At 72.6% G+C, this 18,978-nt stretch carries 20 protein-coding genes; 10 read left to right on the top strand and 10 right to left on the bottom strand.

The features are described 5' to 3' along the window. Nucleotides 1-49: 49 nt before the first annotated feature. The 5 genes from AC5L34_RS19650 to AC5L34_RS19630 all read left to right on the top strand — a co-directional run bounded on the left by AC5L34_RS19650 (nt 50) and on the right by AC5L34_RS19630 (nt 3,625). Nucleotides 50-883, top strand: coding sequence for a nitroreductase/quinone reductase family protein (locus AC5L34_RS19650; RefSeq protein ID WP_441177704.1), 834 nt, complete (start codon nt 50-52; stop codon nt 881-883). Nucleotides 884-1,090: 207 nt separating this feature from the next. Next, on the top strand, nt 1,091-1,531 hold the full coding sequence (locus tag AC5L34_RS19645) for a DUF6194 family protein (RefSeq protein WP_494826314.1): 441 nt from the start codon (nt 1,091-1,093) through the stop codon (nt 1,529-1,531). Nucleotides 1,532-1,638: 107 nt separating this feature from the next. After that, nucleotides 1,639-2,004: a nuclear transport factor 2 family protein gene (locus tag AC5L34_RS19640; protein ID WP_441177706.1), complete on the top strand. Its 366-nt coding sequence runs from the start codon at nt 1,639-1,641 to the stop codon at nt 2,002-2,004. Nucleotides 2,005-2,181: 177 nt separating this feature from the next. Further along, nucleotides 2,182-2,763, top strand: coding sequence for a DinB family protein (locus AC5L34_RS19635; RefSeq protein ID WP_494826312.1), 582 nt, complete (start codon nt 2,182-2,184; stop codon nt 2,761-2,763). Beyond that, nucleotides 2,747-3,625: an IS5 family transposase gene (locus AC5L34_RS19630; RefSeq protein ID WP_494826399.1), complete on the top strand. Its 879-nt coding sequence runs from the start codon at nt 2,747-2,749 to the stop codon at nt 3,623-3,625. The genes AC5L34_RS19635 and AC5L34_RS19630 overlap by 17 nt, the downstream gene beginning before the upstream one ends. Before the next feature lie 19 nt (nt 3,626-3,644). On the opposite strand, the gene AC5L34_RS19625 is transcribed toward AC5L34_RS19630, so the two are convergent. Both AC5L34_RS19625 and AC5L34_RS19620 read right to left on the bottom strand, forming a co-directional pair. Then, on the bottom strand, nt 3,645-4,082 hold the full coding sequence (locus AC5L34_RS19625) for a hypothetical protein (protein WP_494826310.1): 438 nt from the start codon (nt 4,080-4,082) through the stop codon (nt 3,645-3,647). Nucleotides 4,083-4,146: 64 nt separating this feature from the next. Next, nucleotides 4,147-6,999: a CHAT domain-containing tetratricopeptide repeat protein gene (locus AC5L34_RS19620; protein ID WP_494826308.1), complete on the bottom strand. Its 2,853-nt coding sequence runs from the start codon at nt 6,997-6,999 to the stop codon at nt 4,147-4,149. A gap of 47 nt (nt 7,000-7,046) precedes the next feature. Between AC5L34_RS19620 and AC5L34_RS19615 the strand changes: the two genes are divergently transcribed. After that, on the top strand, nt 7,047-7,451 hold the full coding sequence (locus tag AC5L34_RS19615) for a hypothetical protein (protein WP_494826306.1): 405 nt from the start codon (nt 7,047-7,049) through the stop codon (nt 7,449-7,451). Nucleotides 7,452-7,458: 7 nt separating this feature from the next. On the opposite strand, the gene AC5L34_RS19610 is transcribed toward AC5L34_RS19615, so the two are convergent. From AC5L34_RS19610 to AC5L34_RS19575, 8 genes are all read right to left on the bottom strand, one after another. Next, the gene (locus AC5L34_RS19610) at nt 7,459-7,545 is read right to left on the bottom strand and encodes a zinc ribbon domain-containing protein (RefSeq protein WP_350823378.1); all 87 of its coding nucleotides are present in this window, start codon (nt 7,543-7,545) and stop codon (nt 7,459-7,461) included. A gap of 225 nt (nt 7,546-7,770) precedes the next feature. Further along, nucleotides 7,771-8,097 (bottom strand): hypothetical protein, encoded by a 327-nt coding sequence (locus AC5L34_RS19605; protein WP_494826304.1) that lies wholly within the window; start codon nt 8,095-8,097, stop codon nt 7,771-7,773. 164 nt (nt 8,098-8,261) lie between these two features. Next, complete coding sequence (locus tag AC5L34_RS19600) at nt 8,262-9,461, bottom strand: NAD(P)/FAD-dependent oxidoreductase (RefSeq protein WP_494826302.1); 1,200 nt, start codon at nt 9,459-9,461, stop codon at nt 8,262-8,264. 537 nt (nt 9,462-9,998) lie between these two features. Next, nucleotides 9,999-10,631 carry a potassium channel family protein gene (locus AC5L34_RS19595; RefSeq protein WP_441177994.1) on the bottom strand — a complete coding sequence of 211 codons (633 nt, stop codon included), beginning with the start codon at nt 10,629-10,631 and terminating at the stop codon, nt 9,999-10,001. Nucleotides 10,632-10,659: 28 nt separating this feature from the next. Then, the gene (locus AC5L34_RS19590; RefSeq protein WP_441178001.1) at nt 10,660-11,991 is read right to left on the bottom strand and encodes a TrkH family potassium uptake protein; all 1,332 of its coding nucleotides are present in this window, start codon (nt 11,989-11,991) and stop codon (nt 10,660-10,662) included. A gap of 595 nt (nt 11,992-12,586) precedes the next feature. Further along, on the bottom strand, nt 12,587-14,047 hold the full coding sequence (locus tag AC5L34_RS19585; RefSeq protein WP_441177993.1) for a hypothetical protein: 1,461 nt from the start codon (nt 14,045-14,047) through the stop codon (nt 12,587-12,589). A gap of 102 nt (nt 14,048-14,149) precedes the next feature. Beyond that, complete coding sequence (locus AC5L34_RS19580) at nt 14,150-14,830, bottom strand: ABC transporter ATP-binding protein (protein ID WP_441177992.1); 681 nt, start codon at nt 14,828-14,830, stop codon at nt 14,150-14,152. Continuing rightward, nucleotides 14,827-15,825, bottom strand: a complete 999-nt coding sequence (locus tag AC5L34_RS19575; RefSeq protein WP_441178000.1) for an ABC transporter permease — start codon at nt 15,823-15,825, stop codon at nt 14,827-14,829. Before AC5L34_RS19575 ends, AC5L34_RS19580 begins: the two co-directional genes overlap by 4 nt. 252 nt (nt 15,826-16,077) lie before the next feature. On the opposite strand from AC5L34_RS19575, the gene AC5L34_RS19570 reads away from it, so the two are divergent. The 4 genes from AC5L34_RS19570 (at nt 16,078) to AC5L34_RS19555 (ending at nt 18,976) form a co-directional block, all read left to right on the top strand. Next, on the top strand, nt 16,078-17,280 hold the full coding sequence (locus tag AC5L34_RS19570) for a sensor histidine kinase (RefSeq protein ID WP_494826299.1): 1,203 nt from the start codon (nt 16,078-16,080) through the stop codon (nt 17,278-17,280). Continuing rightward, nucleotides 17,277-17,909: a response regulator gene (locus AC5L34_RS19565; protein ID WP_441177990.1), complete on the top strand. Its 633-nt coding sequence runs from the start codon at nt 17,277-17,279 to the stop codon at nt 17,907-17,909. Before AC5L34_RS19570 ends, AC5L34_RS19565 begins: the two co-directional genes overlap by 4 nt. Before the next feature lie 61 nt (nt 17,910-17,970). Beyond that, entirely contained in the window at nt 17,971-18,489 is a 519-nt protein-coding gene (locus AC5L34_RS19560) for a DUF2087 domain-containing protein (protein ID WP_441177989.1), read from the top strand. Nucleotides 18,490-18,514: 25 nt separating this feature from the next. Continuing rightward, complete coding sequence (locus AC5L34_RS19555; protein WP_441177988.1) at nt 18,515-18,976, top strand: GNAT family N-acetyltransferase; 462 nt, start codon at nt 18,515-18,517, stop codon at nt 18,974-18,976. The last annotated feature ends 2 nt before the right edge of the window (nt 18,977-18,978 follow it).

Genomic DNA, 18,978 nt, shown 5'->3' with positions numbered 1-18,978 from the left:
CGGGCGATCCACCGTGGCCGCATCTCCTGCCCGAGCAGAGAGCAGAGCATTGCCCAACGACTTCAACCAGCAGATCATCGACGAGTTCCGCGCCAACTCCGGCCGGGTCGGCGGCCCCTTCCAGGGGGCCCGCCTGATCCTGCTCACCACCATCGGGGCCCGCTCCGGCGCCCCGCACACCACCCCGGTCGGCTATCTGCCCGACGGCGAGGAACGCATCCTTGTCATCGCCTCGGCCGGGGGCGGTCCGAGGCACCCGGACTGGTACCACAACCTTGTCGCCGACCCGCACGCCACCGTCGAGGACGGGGTCTTCACCTACCAGGCCCGCGCGGAGGTGCTGACCGGCGCCGACCGCGACGAGATCTTCGCCCGCGCCGTGGAGGCCGATCCGGGGTGGGCGGCATACCAGGCGAAGACCTCGCGCGTGATCCCCGTGGTGGCGTTGCACCAGGTGACGGGCGGCCCGCCGGAAGCGGCATCCTGGGGAGCGGCGCTCAAGCTGGTCCACGACGCGTTCCGCCGCGAGTTGGCGCTGATCCGCGACGAGGTCGCCCGCTGCGGCCCGGGTCTGGGCGCGCAGCTGCGGGTCAACTGCCTGACCTTCTGCCACGGCCTGCACCACCATCACCGCAACGAGGACGACGGCATGTTCGCCCGCCTGGACGGGCAGCGCCCCGACCTCGCCCCGGCCCTGGCACGGTTGCGCGAGGAGCACCAACGCATCGCGGCGCTCGTCGCACGCCTGCAGCAGGTCGTCGGTGACCCCGACGCCGACCCCGCCGAGGCACGCCGGGAGGTCGAGCGCCTCACCACCGAGCTGGAGGCCCACCTGACGTACGAGGAGGAGCAGCTGATCCCCGTCCTGGACGGCGCCGGCTGATCACAGGCGGCTCCGCCCGCGACCGCACCCGCTCCCGCTGCGGAGCCCCGCCCGGTTCCCCGGCGCGGCCCCGCAGCGGGAGCGGGATCCGCGCCGACATCCCGCCGTTCGCCGTCCGCTTGCGGCCCGATTTGAGGGTTCACGGCCTCCGGTCGCGCCATGACTGGCGTAAAGCCTCAAGAAGCATCTCAATGAAAAAATTGAGGCATGGACGTTGAGGAGATGAAACGCCACATCCGCGACACCTTCGGCGGGGTGCACACCCTCGAGGCGAACGGCGACACCTTCTACATCTACGACCCCGGCCGGGACCTGCCCGCCGAGCGACAGCTGCCGTTCGCGACGATCGTGACGGGCGACCACTACGACGACGCCTCCGCGCTGGGCAGACCGGGTACCTGGCGGCTCAACATCGGGCTGACCCGCTCGGCGTACGCGGGGCTGTTCCCGCACGGCTCCGACGGCGGCGTCGACCACACGGTGACGGACACCGTGCTGCCACATCCCGTCTACGCGCCGCAGCACTGGGTGTGCGTGGTGAATCCCGGCGAGGCGACCCTGGCCACGGTGCGGCAACTGCTCGCCGAGGCGCACGCCTTCGCGGTCCGCAAGCACGCCAACCACCGGTCGCGGCAGACCTCGTCCTGAGATGCGCGCCCGGCCGGCGCGTCCCGCCCGAGCCTGTCGCACCTCGGGGTTAACTTCGGCGGGTCTGCCGTCGGGCAGGCCCGCCGAGGACGAGGGGACACCGCCGGATGTCACGCAACACGCAGACCGTCGAGACCTACCTGGACGGCTTCCGCAGGAACGACCACGGGCAGATCCTGTCCTGCCTCACCGACGACATCGAGTGGACGGTGTTCGGCGCCTTCCACCTCAAGGGCAAGGAGGCCTACGACGCCGCCATCGAGGGGCCCGGGTTCGTGCCGCCGCCTGACCTGGAGGTCGTACGCATGGTGGAGCAGGGCGACACGGTCATGGCCGAGCTCGTCGGCTCGGTGCGCCGCGACACCGGCGAGGAGATGCGCATGTCGATGGCCGAGGTGTTCGTCATGCGCGACGGCAAGATCGCCGAACGGCGCGCCTGGGTGATCGAGCTGAAGGAGAACGACCACCGCTGACCGCGACAGTTGCGGGCTAAGGCGTGTTTCGTAACAGATTGTCTCACGTGGCAAGTCTCGCGAGCTTCTTGGAGCAGGTCAGGGCGGTGGCCGTGGCCAGGCCTCAGCTCTGCCGGTCGTTGCGGACCACGTACGGGATCTTGAGACCACGAGTAGCCCATGGCAGGCTCATGCCGCATGATCGATGATTTCGCGAAGGCCAACCTGCACGGGAGACTGCGGCGGGACCGCAAGGCGCTGCTCTGGAAGCTCGACAGCTTGTCCGAATACGACGCCCGCCGACCTTTGACAGCGACCGGGACCAACCTCCTCGGCCTGGTCAAACACGTGGCCACCGTCGAGGCCAGGTACTTCGGCGAGGTCTTCGACCGCCCTCCCCCGGAACCGCTGCCCCGGTGGCAGGACTCCAACGGCAGCGATCTGTGGGCGACCGAGGACGAGACCCGCGATCAGATCATCGCGTTCTACCGGCGCATGTGGGAACACTCGGACGCGACGATCAACGCGCTTCCCCTCGACGCCCCCGGCCACGTGCCGTGGTGGCCGGAGCCTTATGCCGACACGAACCTGTTCGCCATCATGGTCCATGTCCTCGGCGAGTCCATCCGGCATGCCGGGCACGCCGATATCCTGCGCGAGGGCCTCGACGGCCAGACCGGGTTGCGCGCCGAACACGAGAACCAGATCGACGAGGAAGCCCGTGCAGCCTACTGCGCGAAGATCGAGCAGGCCGCCAGGTCGGCTGACGAGGCGGCATGACCTGACCGACGGGCAGTGGGCTGTTCTGGCTCCGCTGCTGCCTGTCGCGCCGAGGACGGGTCGTCCGCCGAAGTGGGAGAAACGACAGCTCATTGATGGGATCCGGTGGCGGATCCGCATCGGCGCCCCATGGCGGGATGTCCCGGCTGAGTACGCGCCGTGGCCCACCGTCTACGGCCTGTTCCGCCGGTGGCAGCGGGACGGGACCTGGGACAAGATCCTGTCGGCGTTGCAGGCGGCTGGCGACGCGCAGGGCTGGATCGGTTGGACGGTGAGCGTGGACTCGATGACCAGCCGCGCCCACCAGCACGCCGCCGGCGCCCGCACCGACGGGCACCTGCAGAAGGAACCGCCCGGCGGTGTGCACGACGAGCCGGCCGATCACGCCCTGGGCCGCTCCCGGGGCGGGCTGACCACCAAGACTCATCTGGCTTGCGAGCAGGGGCAGAAGGTCCTCTCCCTGATCCTGACCGCCGGGCACCGTGGTGACAGCCCGCAGTTCATCCCCGTCCTACGCCGCATCCGCGTGACCCGCCTCGGCGTGGGCCGGCCCCGCACCTGCCCCGACCTGGTCCTGGCCGACAAGGCCTACACCAGCCGCGGCAACCGCGGTCACCTGCGCTCACGCGGGATCAGGGCCTGCATCCCCAGCAAGGCCGACCAGGACGCCCACCGCAAAGCCAAAGGCTCCAAGGGCGGGCGCCCGCCCGCCTTCGACAAGGGCCTCTACCGGCTACGTCACGCCGTCGAGAACGGCATCAACCGACTCAAACGCCACCGCGGCGTCGCCACCCGCTACGAGGAACTGGCAGTTCGCTTCCAAACCGTCCTAACCATCACGATCATCACTGAGTGGCTCTGACCGGTTTATGAAACACGCCTTAGGTGTGAGCCTGCGTGAAGGCGTGACAGAAGTCCCGTTCGGTCACCATTCCGTTGCCGCCCCCGCCGACGGAGTAGCCCTGCCGCGACAGGCCCCGGACCGGGTCGAGCACCTCGTTCATGAAGTGCCGGGTCCACTCGCTGACGTCCTGTCCGTCGTGCAGCGAAAGCGGGACCAGAATGGCCAAACTCCCGCCGGGCCACTTCAGCGCGCCCCAGAAGACGCGGTAGAGCCCCACCCGACTCATGATCAGGCCGTCGGCTCTGACCTCGTGGTCCTCGGCGAGGCGGGGTGCCGCCGCAACGACGTCGCCGACGATCTCGCCGAGTTCGCCGGGACCCTGCACGGTGATCACGAGACCTGCCGCCCCGACGAGTTTGTGCAGGGTCTCCACAGGCGTGCCCTTGGCCTGGCGCGCCAGCTCGAGTGGGAACATGGGGTGAGCCACCTCCGTGGTCTGGTTGGATCGCGTACCGGGGCCGTCCGGGAACTGGCGGTCGTCACTGGTCGGCAGGCGGATGTCGGTGCAGCAGCGGGATCAGCGACACCGTCCCCCGGCGTAGGGGAGGCGTCGTCGCCCCGGCGACGGCGATGATCTCCTCGGCGCGCGCCACGACGTCGACCAGGGTGGGTGGCCAGCCGCAGTCGATCCACGGTGGCGCGTCGCAGGGCGCCTCGTCGGCGGCTGACGACGGCGCCCAGGGCGTGAGCGGTCCGGCGGAGAGCGTCATCGACGGTAGTGGTTCGACGAACGGGGCGTCCCGGTCGACTTCTGACGGGTGCGCCGGAGGCAGTCGTGTCGGCGCGGCGCGGCGCAGCGTGCCGGCTATCCGCAACGACTCGAGCAGCTCGACGAACTGACGCGTGCGTCCACTACGGCGAGCGGACTCCAGAACCTCGTCGTTGGCGTGGTCGAGGGCGGCGCGCCAGCCGGCCCGCTCGCTGACGTGCGAGAGCCGCCACGACATCGACTGCATCGCCGCCCATGCGCCTGCCAGCAGGTCGAATCTATGGCCGCTGTCGCTCGGATAGGTCAGCCCCTCGTTGAACGAGGCCTGGGCGTAGGCCAGCCACTGCCCCGTTCTGCGGTAGTGCTCCTGCGCCTGCCGAAAGTTCGCCCGGGCCTCGCCCACGTCGCCCCGGTTGCGGGCGACGGTTCCCAGGCCGAGCCTGGCGTCGGCCGCCTCGTGCTCGTTGCCCACCGCGTGGAAATGCTCCAGGGCGCGGGAGTACCTGAGCTGCGCCTCCGGCAGGTTGCCCGCGCGGAACGCCACGAGACCCAGGTTGTGGTTGATGCGCGCGGCCCGCTCCGGCGACGGATCGTCGGTCTGCCAGTGCCGCAGGGCGGAGAGCAGATGGGCGCGGGCACGCTCGAAGGACTTCACCCCGGCCAGCGCCAACGCCGTGTTCTGGTCGAGTTCGGCGAGCTTGCCGCCCAGTTCGCCTTCGTCGCACGTCTCTCGGTACAGGTCCCCTGCCTGATCGAGGTGTTCGAGGGCGGGGCGCGGGCGACCCAGTTCGATCAGCACCGCACCCAGGTTCACCAGCGTGTCCGCCGCGTGCCGACGAAACCCGCCCCTGAGCAGGGCGTCGGCGGCCTCCCGGTACTGTTGCGCGGCGACATCGAGTTCGCCGCGCTGAAACGACACGTTGCCCAGGTTCTGCCCGACCACGGCCGCCTGCCGATCGAGGTCGAGATCCCGGTACAGGGCCAGGGCCGTGTGGTACCGGTCGGCAGCCTCCTCCAGGTCGCCCATGAAATACGCCGCGTTGCCGACGTTGGTCGTGGCGTCGGCGACGCCCTTCAGGTCTTTGCGGGCGGCGAAGGCGGCCAGGGCTACGAGATAGTGCTCGCGCGCCTCGGGCCAGTCGGCGCGGCCGAACGCCGCCACGCCGGCTGCCAACCTGTTCTCCGCCACCTCGGCGGCGTCATCGCCCGGTTGCCACCGGGGGACGTCGGGACGTGGTGACCCGGAATCGAGGCGTCGCTGCGTGGGGTGGTCGACCCCTGGGATCGTCCGGACCGCCGCGTCCGGAATGTCGTAGGTCACCAACGCCGACCACACCAACGGGGCGTGCAGGCGGCGTGCGGCGTCGCCACTGGCGGACCGCCAGCAGCTCAGCCGGTCACGCTGCCACTCGCCGATGGCCCCGACGGGATCGCTCGTCTCCAGCGCCGCATCGACGGCCAGCGCGAGCGCGGTCGTGGCCGAGCCGATCGGCGCCCCGCCGGCCACGAGGCGCTCCGAGCCGTCGCTCGGCAGGCTCCAACGGGTGGCGATCACGGTGCGCGCACCCGCATTCATCGCCGCGAGGGTGAGACCGATCTGCTCGGTGTACCCGGCGTCGTCGGACTGGCAGGCGACGAAGCCGACCCGGCGTGGGGCGGGCCACCGCGCGGGTTCCCTCAGCCACTGCCCGGCGGTGAGCCGCGAGTACCCGGTCTCCCCGTCGACGGCCAACTCCAGGCCGGCGGAGGTCGGCATCGCCGGGTCCGTGGCCGAGGCGTGGCCGACGAACACCAGCCGGGACCACGCCTGCGACTGGAGGGCCGCGGCCAGCTCCGAGGGCGAGCAGCCCACCGTCGCACCCGCGCCGAGCAGCGCGTCCGTGTCGCCGCTGCGGCGGTGCCACGCCTCGGGCACCCCGTCGGGGTAGATGCGCCCGCCGCCGTTCCGGCTCCCGGCCGTAGTGGGATCGACGACCCGTACGGCCGGACCGTCGCCAGTCCAGGGTGCCGCCGGTCTGGCCAGGTTGACCAGCATGGCCGGGCTGATTCCACCGAGGACGTTCGCGCGTTCGATGAGCCGGACGTCGTGCTCGTCGTCGATGACGAGAAGCTCCCACGGCACGCTCGACAGGCCGGGACCCGGCGCCACGACGAGCGTCGTGTCGTGTGCGTCCGCTGTCCGGATCCGATCGCGAAGCTCCTCCGGAAGCAGGACGCTGCCCAGTTCGCGGAACAGGGCGAGGTTGGCGGCCGGGTCGACCATCGCGCCGGTCCAGGATCGACGGGCGGCACCGTTGAGCACAGCGACCCGTTCGCCGAGGAGTTCTATGCGCCTGGCGATGGCGGAAGCCGTCGACGCGGGGTCGTCGTGCTGGGGACGTGCCTCCGCGATGCGGCGGTCGACGTCGGCGAGTGCTGCCCGTTCCTTCGCGACGAGGCCCGGCAGCGAGGCCGAGAGGGCGGCCAGTGGCGCGGCCAGCCGGTCGAGGGCGACCGAGCCCACGGCCAGCGGGCCGGCGCTGTCGAGCAGGCGTACGTCCGCGCTGAGCCACCAGTGGGCGTACTCGGCGGTCTGCCAGAAACCGAGCCACCACACGCGCCCGCGTCCGGGGTAACCCTCCACGCGATCCTTCCTACGATCATGGTGCGCGGGTCTGCCAGCATGTGTGCATGACGCAACTGCTCGTGTCCCTGGACGACGGTTCCTCCCTGGTGCTGGACGGCGTTGCCGAAGATGAACTGTCGGACGCGGCCCACACTCTTGACGTCACCGACTTCCTCCGCGACGCCGTCCTGGCCGGTGTGACCGGGAACTTCACCTACGACGTGCTGAAGGCCGTGGCGCTTCAGCTGCGCGCACGTGGTTTCCTGGCGAGGCGTTCCTCCCCGACGGCCGCCAGCATCGCCACGGCGATCGCGGGTCACCTCACCTCGGTCGGGTACGCGACGATCGAGGTGTTGCAGGTGGTGCAACTGGTGGACAGGTCATGGTCGGCGGAGGGGATCGCCGATCAGCGCCCGTTCGAGGTGCGCACCGATCCCGAGGGGCAGGTCATGCAGGTGCGGGTGCGGTAGCGGATCGTCAGCCGTTGCCGCAGTGTGGGCACTTGCGCACCCGATCCGACTTCGGCTGTCCGCAGTAGGCGCATTCCACCGTCTCCGCGATCATGGTGCTCCTATCGACGCTGACTGGTCCGGGGTCACCGCTTCGACACCGTACGCTACGCGCCCGCGGCGCGGCGGCCATCGGCCGAAGGGTGACCCGAGCGTCCACAAAGGCCGGTAGGGACCAGCCGATCGCCGAGCTCTCCGCGCCGCTTCGCCGTCGCCTGGGCCCGACGGCTCGCTCGACCAGCGCGGCACCTGACCGTCCGAGGTGTCGCGCCGCCGGAGCTCATCGCAGGGTCAGCGGCGTCTCTGTGCCGAGGCGGGTCAGCTTCTCCGGGTTGCGGACGTAGTACAGGCCCGTGATGCCGGTGGCCTCGACGCGGATCGCCATGACGCCGTCGATCTCGCCGTTCAGGCGTACCAGCAGTGCCGGGCTGCCGTCGACCACGGTCAGATCGCCGGTGAGGACACCGTCGGTCTTGCCGAGGCCGCCGACGATGAAGCGGGCCACCTTGTCGGCGGTGACGATCGGCCGCAGCGCCGCCTGCCTGATGCCCCCGCCGTCGCCCACCAGGACGACCTGCGGGGCGAGGACGGCCAGAAGGTCGCGCACGTTGCGGGTTTCGAGCGCGCGTCGGAACGCCTTCAGGGCCGCGCGGGCCTCGCGCTGGGGGAAACCACCTCGCGGGCCCGCCGATGACCGCCCTCGTGCGGCGGCTCCCCCCGTTGTGGATGCGCCGCCGCACGAGCGGCCGGGGCCGGACCACCGACGCCTGGTCAGACCGGCTGTCCTGCGGTGGTCGGCGCCTCGCCCCGCCTGGCCCGGAGCAGGTGCTGGCGCGTGCCGTCGCTGATCCACCAGGCGCGCGCGCCGGGCTTGCGCGCCTCGTACGACAGCTGCCAGACGATGCTCCTGCACACGAGTTCCTTGAGCCTCGCGCCCGGCCGGCCGCCGAGGTGGAACCTCACGGCGGCGTCGTTGCGGCGGGCGAACTGGAAGACGGCGGCGCGCCGCCCCAGGCTGATGCACTGGCCGGCGAAACCCACCGCGACCGGCGCGGGTTGCCGGCCCGCGATCCGGCTGAGCACCGTCTCGGCGGCCTGCGGTCCGAGCTGCATCGCCGACTGGCAGCCCATCCGGAACGGCAGATCCGACGGCGCCGCCGAGTCTCCGGCCGCGACGATGTGCGCATCGTCCACGCTGGTCAGCGTCTCGTCGGTGCGCAGGCGACCCAGGGCGTCGGTGCTCAGCCCGCTGCGGCCGGCCAGGTCCGGCACGCCGAAGCCGGCGGTCCAGATGGTGACCGCGCTGGGTAGCTCGCGACCGCCACTGAGCCGCACGGCGTCGCGGGCCACCGCCGTCACCGTCGCGTCGGGGCCTTCGAGCACGGTGACGCCGAGCTTCGCCAGCCGCCGGGCCACCGCGCGTCGGCCACGAGGATGCAGGTACGGGCCGAGCACCCCGCCGCAGACCAGGGTGACGGCGCGGCCCGTCTCCGCCAGTTCGGCGGCGGTCTCGATGCCCGACGGGCCCGCGCCGACCACGGTGACGGGGGCCGAGTCGGGGGTGGCGTCGAGGATAGGCCGCACCCGCCGCGCGTCCTCCAGGCTCGCGATCGGGTACGCGAACTCGGCGGCTCCGGGTACGTCCGGGTCGGCGCTGCCGCTGCCCACGGCGTAGATCAGGTAGTCGTAGCCGAGCGTGCCGCCGGTCGCCAGGCGCACGCGGCGCTCGGCGGCGTCGATCCGGGTCGCGGTGTCGACGACCAGCCGTACGCGCTCGGCCAGGACGTCGGTGTAGTCGACGACCGCGTCGTCGGACCCGCCCACCAGTTGGTGCAGGCGGACCCGCTCGACGAAGGTCGGGCGCGGGTTGATCAGGGTCACGCGCACGTCGGCGCGCTGCGTCAGGCGGTTGGCCGCCATGACGCCGGCGTATCCGCCGCCGATCACGACGACATCGGTGTTGCCGGTCATGGTGTCTCCTTCGCTTGCGGGGCCTTCGACCTGAAGACACCGGGCGACCGGGCGTTGTGACATGCGTGAGGCGGGTCACGCCCGCAGACCCAGCAGGGCGGCGCGCGGCCTCAACCAATTATCGGATTACCGATAATGATAATCCAGTAATAAGGGTGGACGAAAGGGGCGAATCGGCTGCGCACCATAATGACTGTTATGGTCGGGCGGGGGTCGCCCTCGGCGTTTCTGCGGGACGAACGAGGTGGAGGACCTTCATCGGCCCTGCCCGGTGGGGAAGTGCCCGCGCCGGCGGGTGGCTTGGCGCCTTCAGCACCGGTCGAACCCGGAAATCTAGGCACTCCCGACGATCGCAGCCGCGATCTGTCGGTGGACCACCGTCGTGCTTCATCCCGACGAGTGGGGTTGGCTGCGTGAGGCTCTGGCCCTCAACGCCGAAGACACCGCCGGCGGGGAAGAGGATCCGGAACCGCTCGACTGACGGGAGTCACAGTCGATGCGGCATCGTCGCGTGCAGGTGGCCAGACCCAGCGATGGTCAGCTGAGGCTGGCGAACGCTTCGACCTGACGGGTCTTGCCCGCGACGATGAGGATGTCGCCGGCATAGACGACGGTGTCGGCGGTGGCGTAGGTGAAACCCTCACCTGGCCGCTTGATGGACACCACGGTGATGCCGTGCTTCGAGCGTAAGGCGGCGTCGGCGAGGGTCTTGTCGAACGTTTCCTCGGGGGCGCGGGTCTTGACGATGGCGTAGTCGTCCTCGAACTCGATGAAGTTGAGGATGTGCCCGGTGACGAGATGGGCGACGCGTTCGCCCATCTCGTGCTCCGGCAGCACGACATGGTGGGCGCCGACGCGCTCCAGGATGCGGGCGTGCTGGCGGTTGACGGCCTTGGCCCAGATGTTCGGCACGCCGAGGTCGGCCAGCAGGCCGGTGGTGAGGATGCCAGCTTCGAGCTCGGTGCCGATGCCGACCACAGCGTGAGCCATCTCGTGTACGCCGAGCTGGCGCAGCGCGACCTCGTCGGTGGTGTTCGCGACAGCGGCGTGGGTGAGCTGATCGGCGTAGGTCTGCACCACCGTCGGGTCGGCATCGACGCCGATGACCTCCCAACCCTGGCGGATGAGCTCGAGCGCCATGGAGCCGCCGAAACGACCGAGGCCGAGCACGGCGATGCGGTTACTGGTAGCAGGTTTCCTAGCCAACGATCGGTCGCTCCTCGGGTAGTTCGTAACGGCGGGTCCGCTCACGCAGCGCCAGGGCGGTCGCCGCGGTGATCGGCCCCAGGCGGCCGATGAACATCAGCATGGTCAGGATGACATGCCCCGCGGTGCCGACCTGCGCGGTGATGCCGGTGGACAGCCCGACCGTGGCGAACGCCGAGGTCACCTCGAACAGCACCTGGTCGAGCCGGAACGGAGTCAGCGCCAGCAGGGCGACGGTGGACGCGGCGACGGCGGCGATGCTGAGCAGCGCGATGGTCAGCGCCTGGCGCTGCACACCGGCGGGAAGCCGGCGGCCGAGGGCGTGGACGCTGGGCTCGCCGCGGATCTCGGCGAGGATGACGAAACCCAGCAGCGCGAACGTGGTCACCTTGATGCCGCCGGCGGTGCCGGCGCTGCCCCCGCCGATGAACATCAGTGCGTCGTGGATGAGCAGGGTGACGTCATTGAACTCGGCGACGTTGAGGCTGTTGAACCCGGCGGTGCGCGGCATCACCGCGGTGACGAACCCGGCGAGCAGCTTGCCGCCCGGCCCGAGACCACCGAGCGTGCCGGGGTTCGACCACTCCGTGACGCTGATCGCCACCCAGCCGCCGGCGAGCAGCCCGACCGTCATACCCACGGTGATCTTGGTGTGGATCGACCAGCGGCCCGGCGTACGCAGCCCCCGGCGCAACTCGAACAGCACCGGAAAGCCCAATCCGCCGATGATCACCGCAGCGGCGATGGGCAGGCAGATCAGCGGGTCGTCGACGAACTGCATGAGGCTGTCCGGGTACAGGCCGAAGCCTGCGTTGTTGAACGCCGAGATCGCATGGAACACCCCCAGGTACACCGCCCGGCCCGTGGTGTGGCCGTAGCCCTCAGCGAACCGCCAGGCCAGCACCGCCGCCACGACCGCCTCCACGAGGAGACTCACCCGCACGACGCCCAGCACGACCCGGCGGACCTCACCCACGCCCAGCGCCTTCGTCTCGGCCTGGGTGCCGAGTTGCAGCCGTATCCGCAGCCGGCGGGCCACCAGCAGGCCGAGCAACGAAGCAAGGGTCATGATCCCGAACCCGCCGATCTGGATCAGGACCAGGATCACCGCCTCGCCGAACCCGGACCAGAAGGTGCCGGTGTCCTCGATCACCAACCCGGTCACACATACCGCCGACGTCGCGGTGAACACCGCCGTCATCAGCGGGGCGCTGCGGCCGCTCTCGGTGGCCAACGGCAGCAGCAGCAACGCCGAACCAGCCAGCACCGCCGCTGCGAAGCCCAGCCCCACCAGCCGAGCCGGATGCCGCACCGCATCGGACAACCACGCGGTTATCGCCGTCGGCACGCGAGCCCGACGTATCCCGGCCACCACGAGGGCGGCCAGCCGGCGCACACCGTCGCGCAGGCGCCGCCCCGCCGTCCGCCACCAGCCGTCCGCCTTCGCATCACGGCCGGTCAGGGGAGTCCAGGCCAACAGCGCCACGCCCAGCCCTACCGCGACGAAGACCGCCACGACCGCGAGCAGCCCCACCGCCAGCTGTGCCCAGGTCGAATCCACCACACCATGATCCGCTCTCGGGCGGATCATGGTGCCGCGGGCCCGGCCGTATCACGCGGACGCCGCTCCCTGGACCGCCCGGTACGCCGTCGACCGGGCCCCGCCGAACAGCTCCGCCAGTTCGGCGCCAGTGTGCTCCCCCGCGGCGTGCGACGCCACCAGGTGAGCCTCCCGCCTCGGGTTCAGCCCCGCAGGCGACCCTTGGCGTTGGCCACCTTCATCCCCTCGCGGGTGCGCGACCGCGCCAGGTCGGCCTCGTGACTCGGCCACCATCGCCAGCGCCGTGGACAGCAACTTGCCCACCAGACCGGTCGGGTCCTGCACCGAACCCGGCGAGGTCGAGTTTCACCTCAGGTGGTCAGGTCCGCGCGCCGCCGAGGCCGAGCAGGACGGCGAGGCCCAGGGCGCTGCGCGGAGCGTACGGCACCCGCCACAGTCCGCCGTGCGCCGCGCCGTACGCCTCGTCCTGCCACGGGTGCGCCAGCGTCGGGCCGCCCGTACGCAGGTGGTGCACCAGCAGCGCGGCCATCAGCGTGTTGCTGGTCGCCGGGTCGAACACCTCGATGCCGAAGCGGTGTGCGCCGGCGTACGCGGCGGCCAGCGCGCGGTTTCGCAGCACCGAGCGGGTGCGGGTGGGCGGGGCGACGGTGAACGACACGGTCGTCCCCGCGTCCCGGGCCACCGTCGCCCGCCACCGCTGAAGGCGTTTCGCCAGCGCGTAGTTGGGGCCCTGCTGCGGCACGAGGCTGTCGTTGATCCCGGGGTCGGCGTCCGGTGGGTAGTTGCGGTGCAGGAGCCTGCCGCCGGAGGCGACCCGCAGCGACCGGCGGACGACGCCGCGCGCCGCGTAGCCCCGTTCGGCGTGGCGCACGGCGTCGCCGGGAACGGCGAAGACGTCGGTGGGGGTGGCCAGGAACGCGAGCGCCACGTCGTCGCGGCGCTGCTGTAGACGCAGGGTGAGGGCGTCGACCGCCGTGGCGAGGCGGACGTTGGTCGCGCCGTCGGCGTAGACGTAGTTGCCCAGCACGAGCCGGCCGTCGACGCCGAGCAGCCAGTCGGTGACCTGCGGGAGGTGGTGCAGCAGGTCGGCGCCGGCGTGCTCGGCCAGCGTGCCGTCGTCGGTGTCGGTGCCGGCGGGGACGGGCAGGCGGAGCCGGCCGCCGGAGCGGCGCGTCGTGTGCAGCAGGCGCCGCCAGATGTCCGGGCGCGGCAGGTCGACCGCGACGACGTCGCCGCCCCAGCGCAGCAGGGACGGCAGCGGGCCCATCTCGGCACCGGCGCCGAGCACCACGACGCGCTGGTCGCGCAGGTCGAGCCAGTCCGGGTTCGCCATGACGGCGCGTACCGCCTCGGCGCAGGACGGTTCGACGACGCCGGCGCCCACCCACGCGTCGAGCCGGCGGCGCAGGTCGTCGCCGCGCAGCCGTTGGCCCCGGTACGGCAGGGACAACTCGCGCTCGACCGCACCGGTGCCGGCGACGGTGGCCGTGCGCAGCGGCTCGGCCACGGTGGGCGCGTCGAACACCTCGCGGAGGCCGGTCTCGGTGCCGTCGGCGTGCACCACGCTCATCCGGCGGTGCAGTGCGGCGAGCCCGTCGCGGGCGATCGTCACCGCGGCGTCGCGGGAGAGCAGCCCGGCTTCGACGAGCCGTCGGAAGTGCCCGAGGTAGCCGTGGCGCCAGTTCGTCTCGTGCTCCGCCGAGCGCGCGCCGACCGGGTCGACGGCGCGCAGGGCGTCGGCGACGACCGCCCGGCCGAGCACGGACGTACTGCGTCCCGCGTCGGTCTTCGGGAACACCACCCCGGTCGGACCCTCCACGCGAAAACCGCCCTTCCTCGCTCGCCGGCCGTCGGTGTCACTCTGCCGCACCGGGCGGCGCCGCGCAGCGCCGGACCTGCGGGGCGGGCGCCGTCCGGGCGTTCAGGCCGGGGCCGGCAGGCGCAGCCGGCCGTCGATCATCTCGGCGACCGCGTCGACGCGGTGCAGGTGCTCCCGGTCGTGGGTGACCAGGACGGTGGCGGTGCCGCGCTGGCGGGTGAGGTCGGTGACCAGCTCGACGATCGCCGCGCCCCGCTCGTGGTCCAGCGCGCTGGTGGGTTCGTCGACCAGCAGCACCGCCGGATCGTTCATGAGGGCGCGGGCGATGTTGACCCGCTGTCGCTGCCCGCCGGAGAGCTGGTGCGGGCGACGGTAGGCCTGGCCGGTGAGCCCCACCGCCGCCAGCAGCTCCGCGGCGCGGGCGCGGCCGGCGCGGCGGGAACCGCCGGCGAGGTGGGCGATCACCTGCAACTGTTCGGCGGCGGTCAGCGAGGCGATGAGGTTGGGTTGCTGGAAGACGATTCCGATCTTCTCCCGCCGCAGCGCGGTCGTGCCAGCGCGGCCGAGCCCCGCGGTGTCGGTGCCGGCGACGAGCACCGTTCCCGAGTCGGGGGTGATCAGGGTGGCGGCCACCGCCAGCAGGCTCGACTTGCCGGAGCCGGAGGGGCCGATGACGGCGGTGGTGGTGCCCGCCGGCACGCGCAGGCTGACCCCGTCGAGCGCGGTCAGCCGGGCGTCGCCGTCGGGGTAGGTCAGCGTGACGTCGGCGAGTGCGAGGCTCATCGGGCGCTCCCCAGCGCGATCAGCGGGTCGACGGAGGTGATGCGGCGGATGGACAGGGCGGCGCCGGCCGCGCCGAGCGCGATCGTCACGGCGGCCGGGAACAGCACCGATCCGGCGGTGAGCGCGAACGGCACCGTGCCGGCCGCCGCGGCGCCGAGCGCGACCGCGAGCGCGGTGCCGGCGGCGGTGCCGGCGAGCAGCAGCACCAAGGCCTGCCCGAGGGCGTCGCGCAGCAGGTGGCCGGTGGTGGCGCCGAGCGCCTTCAGTACGGCGACGTCGGGGGCGCGCTGGATGGTCCACACGGTGAAGAACGCGCCGACGACCAGGGCGGAGATCCCGAACAGCATCCCGCGCATCAGTTGCAGCGACCCGTTCTCGGCGGTGTAGGAGCCGATCGCGGACAGCGCCTCCGTGCGGGTGACCGTACGGGTGCGCAGCTCTCGGTCGGCGGCGGCCAGGTCGGCGTCGCGGGTGGTGCGCAGCGCGACGACCGTCGCGGCGTCGCCGTCGGCGCCGGGCGCCAGGGCCTGCCAGTCGTGCAGGTCGGTCCAGATCACCGGGGTGTGGCTGTGGGAGGCGTCGCCGGCCACCGCGGCGACGGTCAGCCGGTGCGCGCCGACGGACACGGTCTGTCCGGGTCGGGCGTGCAGCGCGTCGGCCGCGCCGCGCGACAGCACGGCCCGTCCGGTGGCGAGGGTGGCGGGTGCCAGGCCCGAGCCGGGCGGGACGCCGAACACGGACAGCGCGGCGCTGCGTTCGCCCGCGTCGACGCGGGTGGTGGCGATGCCGAGGGGCGCGGCGGCGCTCACCCCCGGCACGTCCTGCCAGCGCAGCCACTGCTCGCGGCTGACGGTGGACTCCGTGAACGAGAGCTTCTGCCCGTCGGCCGGGGCGGAGAACACCAGGTGGTCGGCGGGCAGGTCGGTGATCGCCGAGGTGCTGCCGCGTCCCAGGCCGGCGGTCAGCCCGGACAGCAGGACCACCAGCAGCGTCATCAGCGTCACGACCGTTCCCATGAGGGCGAAGCGGCCCTTGGCGAACCGTAGATCTCTCCACGCGACGAACACGATCGCATCAGCCTTCCGGTAGGTGCCTGAAGCCGCGGTGGCGGCCCGGCACCAACCGTCGTCCGGATGGCGGCCGACGCCATCGCGCCGCCGATCGGGTTCGGGGCGTCGAACTGCGTACGTCGGGATCAACCTTTTGGTTGATGGCGGCGACCGTCGGCGTCCTAGCCTGGAGGCATCGTGAACCCGGAATCGCTCGCTCGGCCGCTGCGGGTGCTGCGCGTCTGCCTGCACCTGCTGGTCGGGCTCCTTCTCGCGGTGGCCGCCGTGCGGGCCGTCACCGGGCCGGGCCCGCGGCGTGCCGCCGTGCTCGCCGCAGCCGTGGCGCTGGCCGTCGTCTACGCCGTCGGGGTGGCGCTGCCGCTGGTGCGCCGGTCCCGACCTGCCGCGCTGGCCTGGCTGGCGGTGCTGACCGGCGGGTGGCTGGCGCTGCTGGCCCTGACCCCGGACGGGGTGTGGTTCGCGTTCCCGCTGTTCCTGCTGCACCTGCACCTGCTGCCCGTGCGCTGGGGGATCGTGGCGGTGGCGGCGACGACCGTGGCGGCGGTCGCCGGTGTCGCCGGCCACCAGGGGGCGCTCACGCCGGGCGCGGTGATCGGTCCGGCCATCGGCGCCGCGGTGTCGGTGGGTACGGTCCTCGGCTACCAGGCGTTGTACCGGGAGAGCGAGCGCCGCCGGCGGCTGATCGAGCAGCTGAGGGCCACCCGCGCCGAGCTGGCCGCCGCCGAGCACGCCGCCGGGGTCCTCGCCGAGCGGGAACGCCTGGCCCGCGAGATCCACGACACCCTCGCCCAGGGGTTGTCGAGCATCCAGCTGCTGCTGCGTGCCGCCCAGCGCGGGTTCCCCGACCGGCTCGACGTCGCGGCGGGCCACGTCGAGCAGGCCCGCCGCACGGCGCAGGACAACCTGGTCGAGGCGCGTCGGTTCGTGCGCGCCCTGGCCCCGCCGGGCCTCGACGGCGCTACGCTGCCGGCGGCGCTGCGGCGGCTGTGCGACGCGACCGCCGCCGCGTCCGGGCTGGCCGTACGCCTGCGTGTCGACGGGACGGCGGTGCGTCTGCCCACCGGCCACGAGGTGGCGCTGCTGCGGATCGCGCAGTCCGCGTTGGCCAACACCGTGCGCCATGCCGGGGCCAGGCGCGCCGACGTGACGCTGCGCTACGGCGGGCGCGACGTCGTGCTCGACGTGGTCGACGACGGGTGCGGCTTCGACGTGGGCGCGGCCGACGACCGGCCGGGCGGCGACGGCGGGTTCGGGCTGGCCGCGATGCGGGCCCGGGCCGAGGAACTGGGCGGCAGTCTGGTCGTGGAGTCGGCGCCCGGGTGCGGCGCCCGGCTGGCTGTCGGCCTCGCGCGTCCGGGCACCGAGGCGGCGGGCTCGTGAGCGGTCGGATCCGCCTGTTGCTGGCCGACGACCATCCGGTCGTGCGTGCCGGGCTGCGCGCCGTCCTGGCCACCGAGCCGGACTTCGAGGTGGCCGCCGAGGCCGCGACCGCGGAGCAGGCCGTCGCGCTCGCCGAGGGGGAGCGGGTCGACGTGGTGCTCATGGATCTGCGCTTCGGCGCGGGGATGGACGGCGCCGACGCGACCGCCGCCATCACCGCCCGCCCCGGCGGCCCTGTCGTGCTGGTGCTGACCACCTACGACACCGATGCCGACATCCTCGCCGCCGTGGAAGCCGGCGCGATCGGTTACCTGCTCAAGGACGCCCCGCCCGAGGAACTCGCCGCGGCCGTGCGCGCCGCCGCCGCCGGTCGTTCCGCCCTCGCCCCTGCCGTCGCCCGCCGCCTGATGGGTCGGGTGCGTGCCCCGGGCACCGCGCTGAGCCGCCGCGAGACGGAGGTGCTGCAACTCGTCGCCGACGGCCTGTCCAACCAGCAGATCAGCCGGCGGCTGCACCTGAGCCAGGCCACGGTCAAGACGCATTTGGTGCACGTCTACGGCAAGCTCGGCGTCGACTCGCGTACCGCCGCCGTCGCCGTCGCCCGGGCCCGTGGGTTGATCCGTCGGTGACCGGGCCACGCGGGCGGAAATGACGTGCGGCGCGCGTACGCCGGCTGGCAGGGTGGCCGGCATGACAGCGCAGGCTCTGGCGGGGGCACTCGCCGACGACGTACGGCGACGGGTGTTCGCGGCGATCGTGTTGGGCGGCGCCGACGCCCCGGCGGTGGTCGACCGGACGGGTCTGCCGGCGCGGCAGGTGCTCACCGCGATCCGTCGGCTCGTCGACGCGGGCCTGGTGACCGGCGGCGACGGCGACCTGCGGGTGGACGCCGACCGGCTGCGGGAGGCGGCCCGTACGCCGTCGGCGCCCCGCCCGGCCGACGATCTGACGGACCGGGTGCTGCGCACCTTCGTGCGCGGCGACACGCTGACCGGTCTGCCGGCGCAGCGCGGCCGGCGGCGGGTGGTGCTGGCGCACCTGGCGAGGTCCTTCGAGCCGGGGGTGCGCTACCCGGAGCGCGAGGTGGACGAGGTGCTGCGGCGCTGGTGCGAGGGCGGCGGCTCCGACCACGTGACGCTGCGCCGGTACCTGATCGACGAGCAGTTGCTGGCCCGGGAGCGGGGCGTCTACTGGCGCATCGGCGGTTGAGGTGACCGCGACAGACTGGGCGTCGGTGCCGACGCGTCCCGACCGGCCCGAGGCCAGGGCCCTGCTCGAGGCGTACTTCGAGGAGATGGTCCGCCGCTACCACGGCCGTCCGGCCAGGCCGGGCGAGGTCGCGGCGGCGATGGCAGAGGACCCGAGCGACGACCTGGCCGCACCCACGGGGATCCTGCTCGTCGCGTACCGCGACGGCGCTCCCGCCGGCTGCGCCGGGCTGCGGTTCCGGCCGGGCTGGGCGGAGCTGACCCGGGTGTACGTGCGGCCCGCGCACCGCCGTCACGGGGGCGGTGCGGCCCTGCTCGCCGCCGTGGCGTCGCGGGCCCGGGCCGCCGGGGCCGACCGGATCCGCCTGGACACCCGGGGCGACCTGGTGGAGGCCCGCGCCCTGTACGCCCGGCACGGCTACCGGGAGATCCCGGCGTACAACGACGGCGTCTACGCCGAGCACTGGTTCGAGAAGGTGCTGAGTTGACG

This window comes from Micromonospora sp. ZG13, from assembly GCF_059359355.1.
Note: the sequence above shows the minus strand (reverse complement) of the source record. Positions and strands in the feature narration are given on the sequence as shown.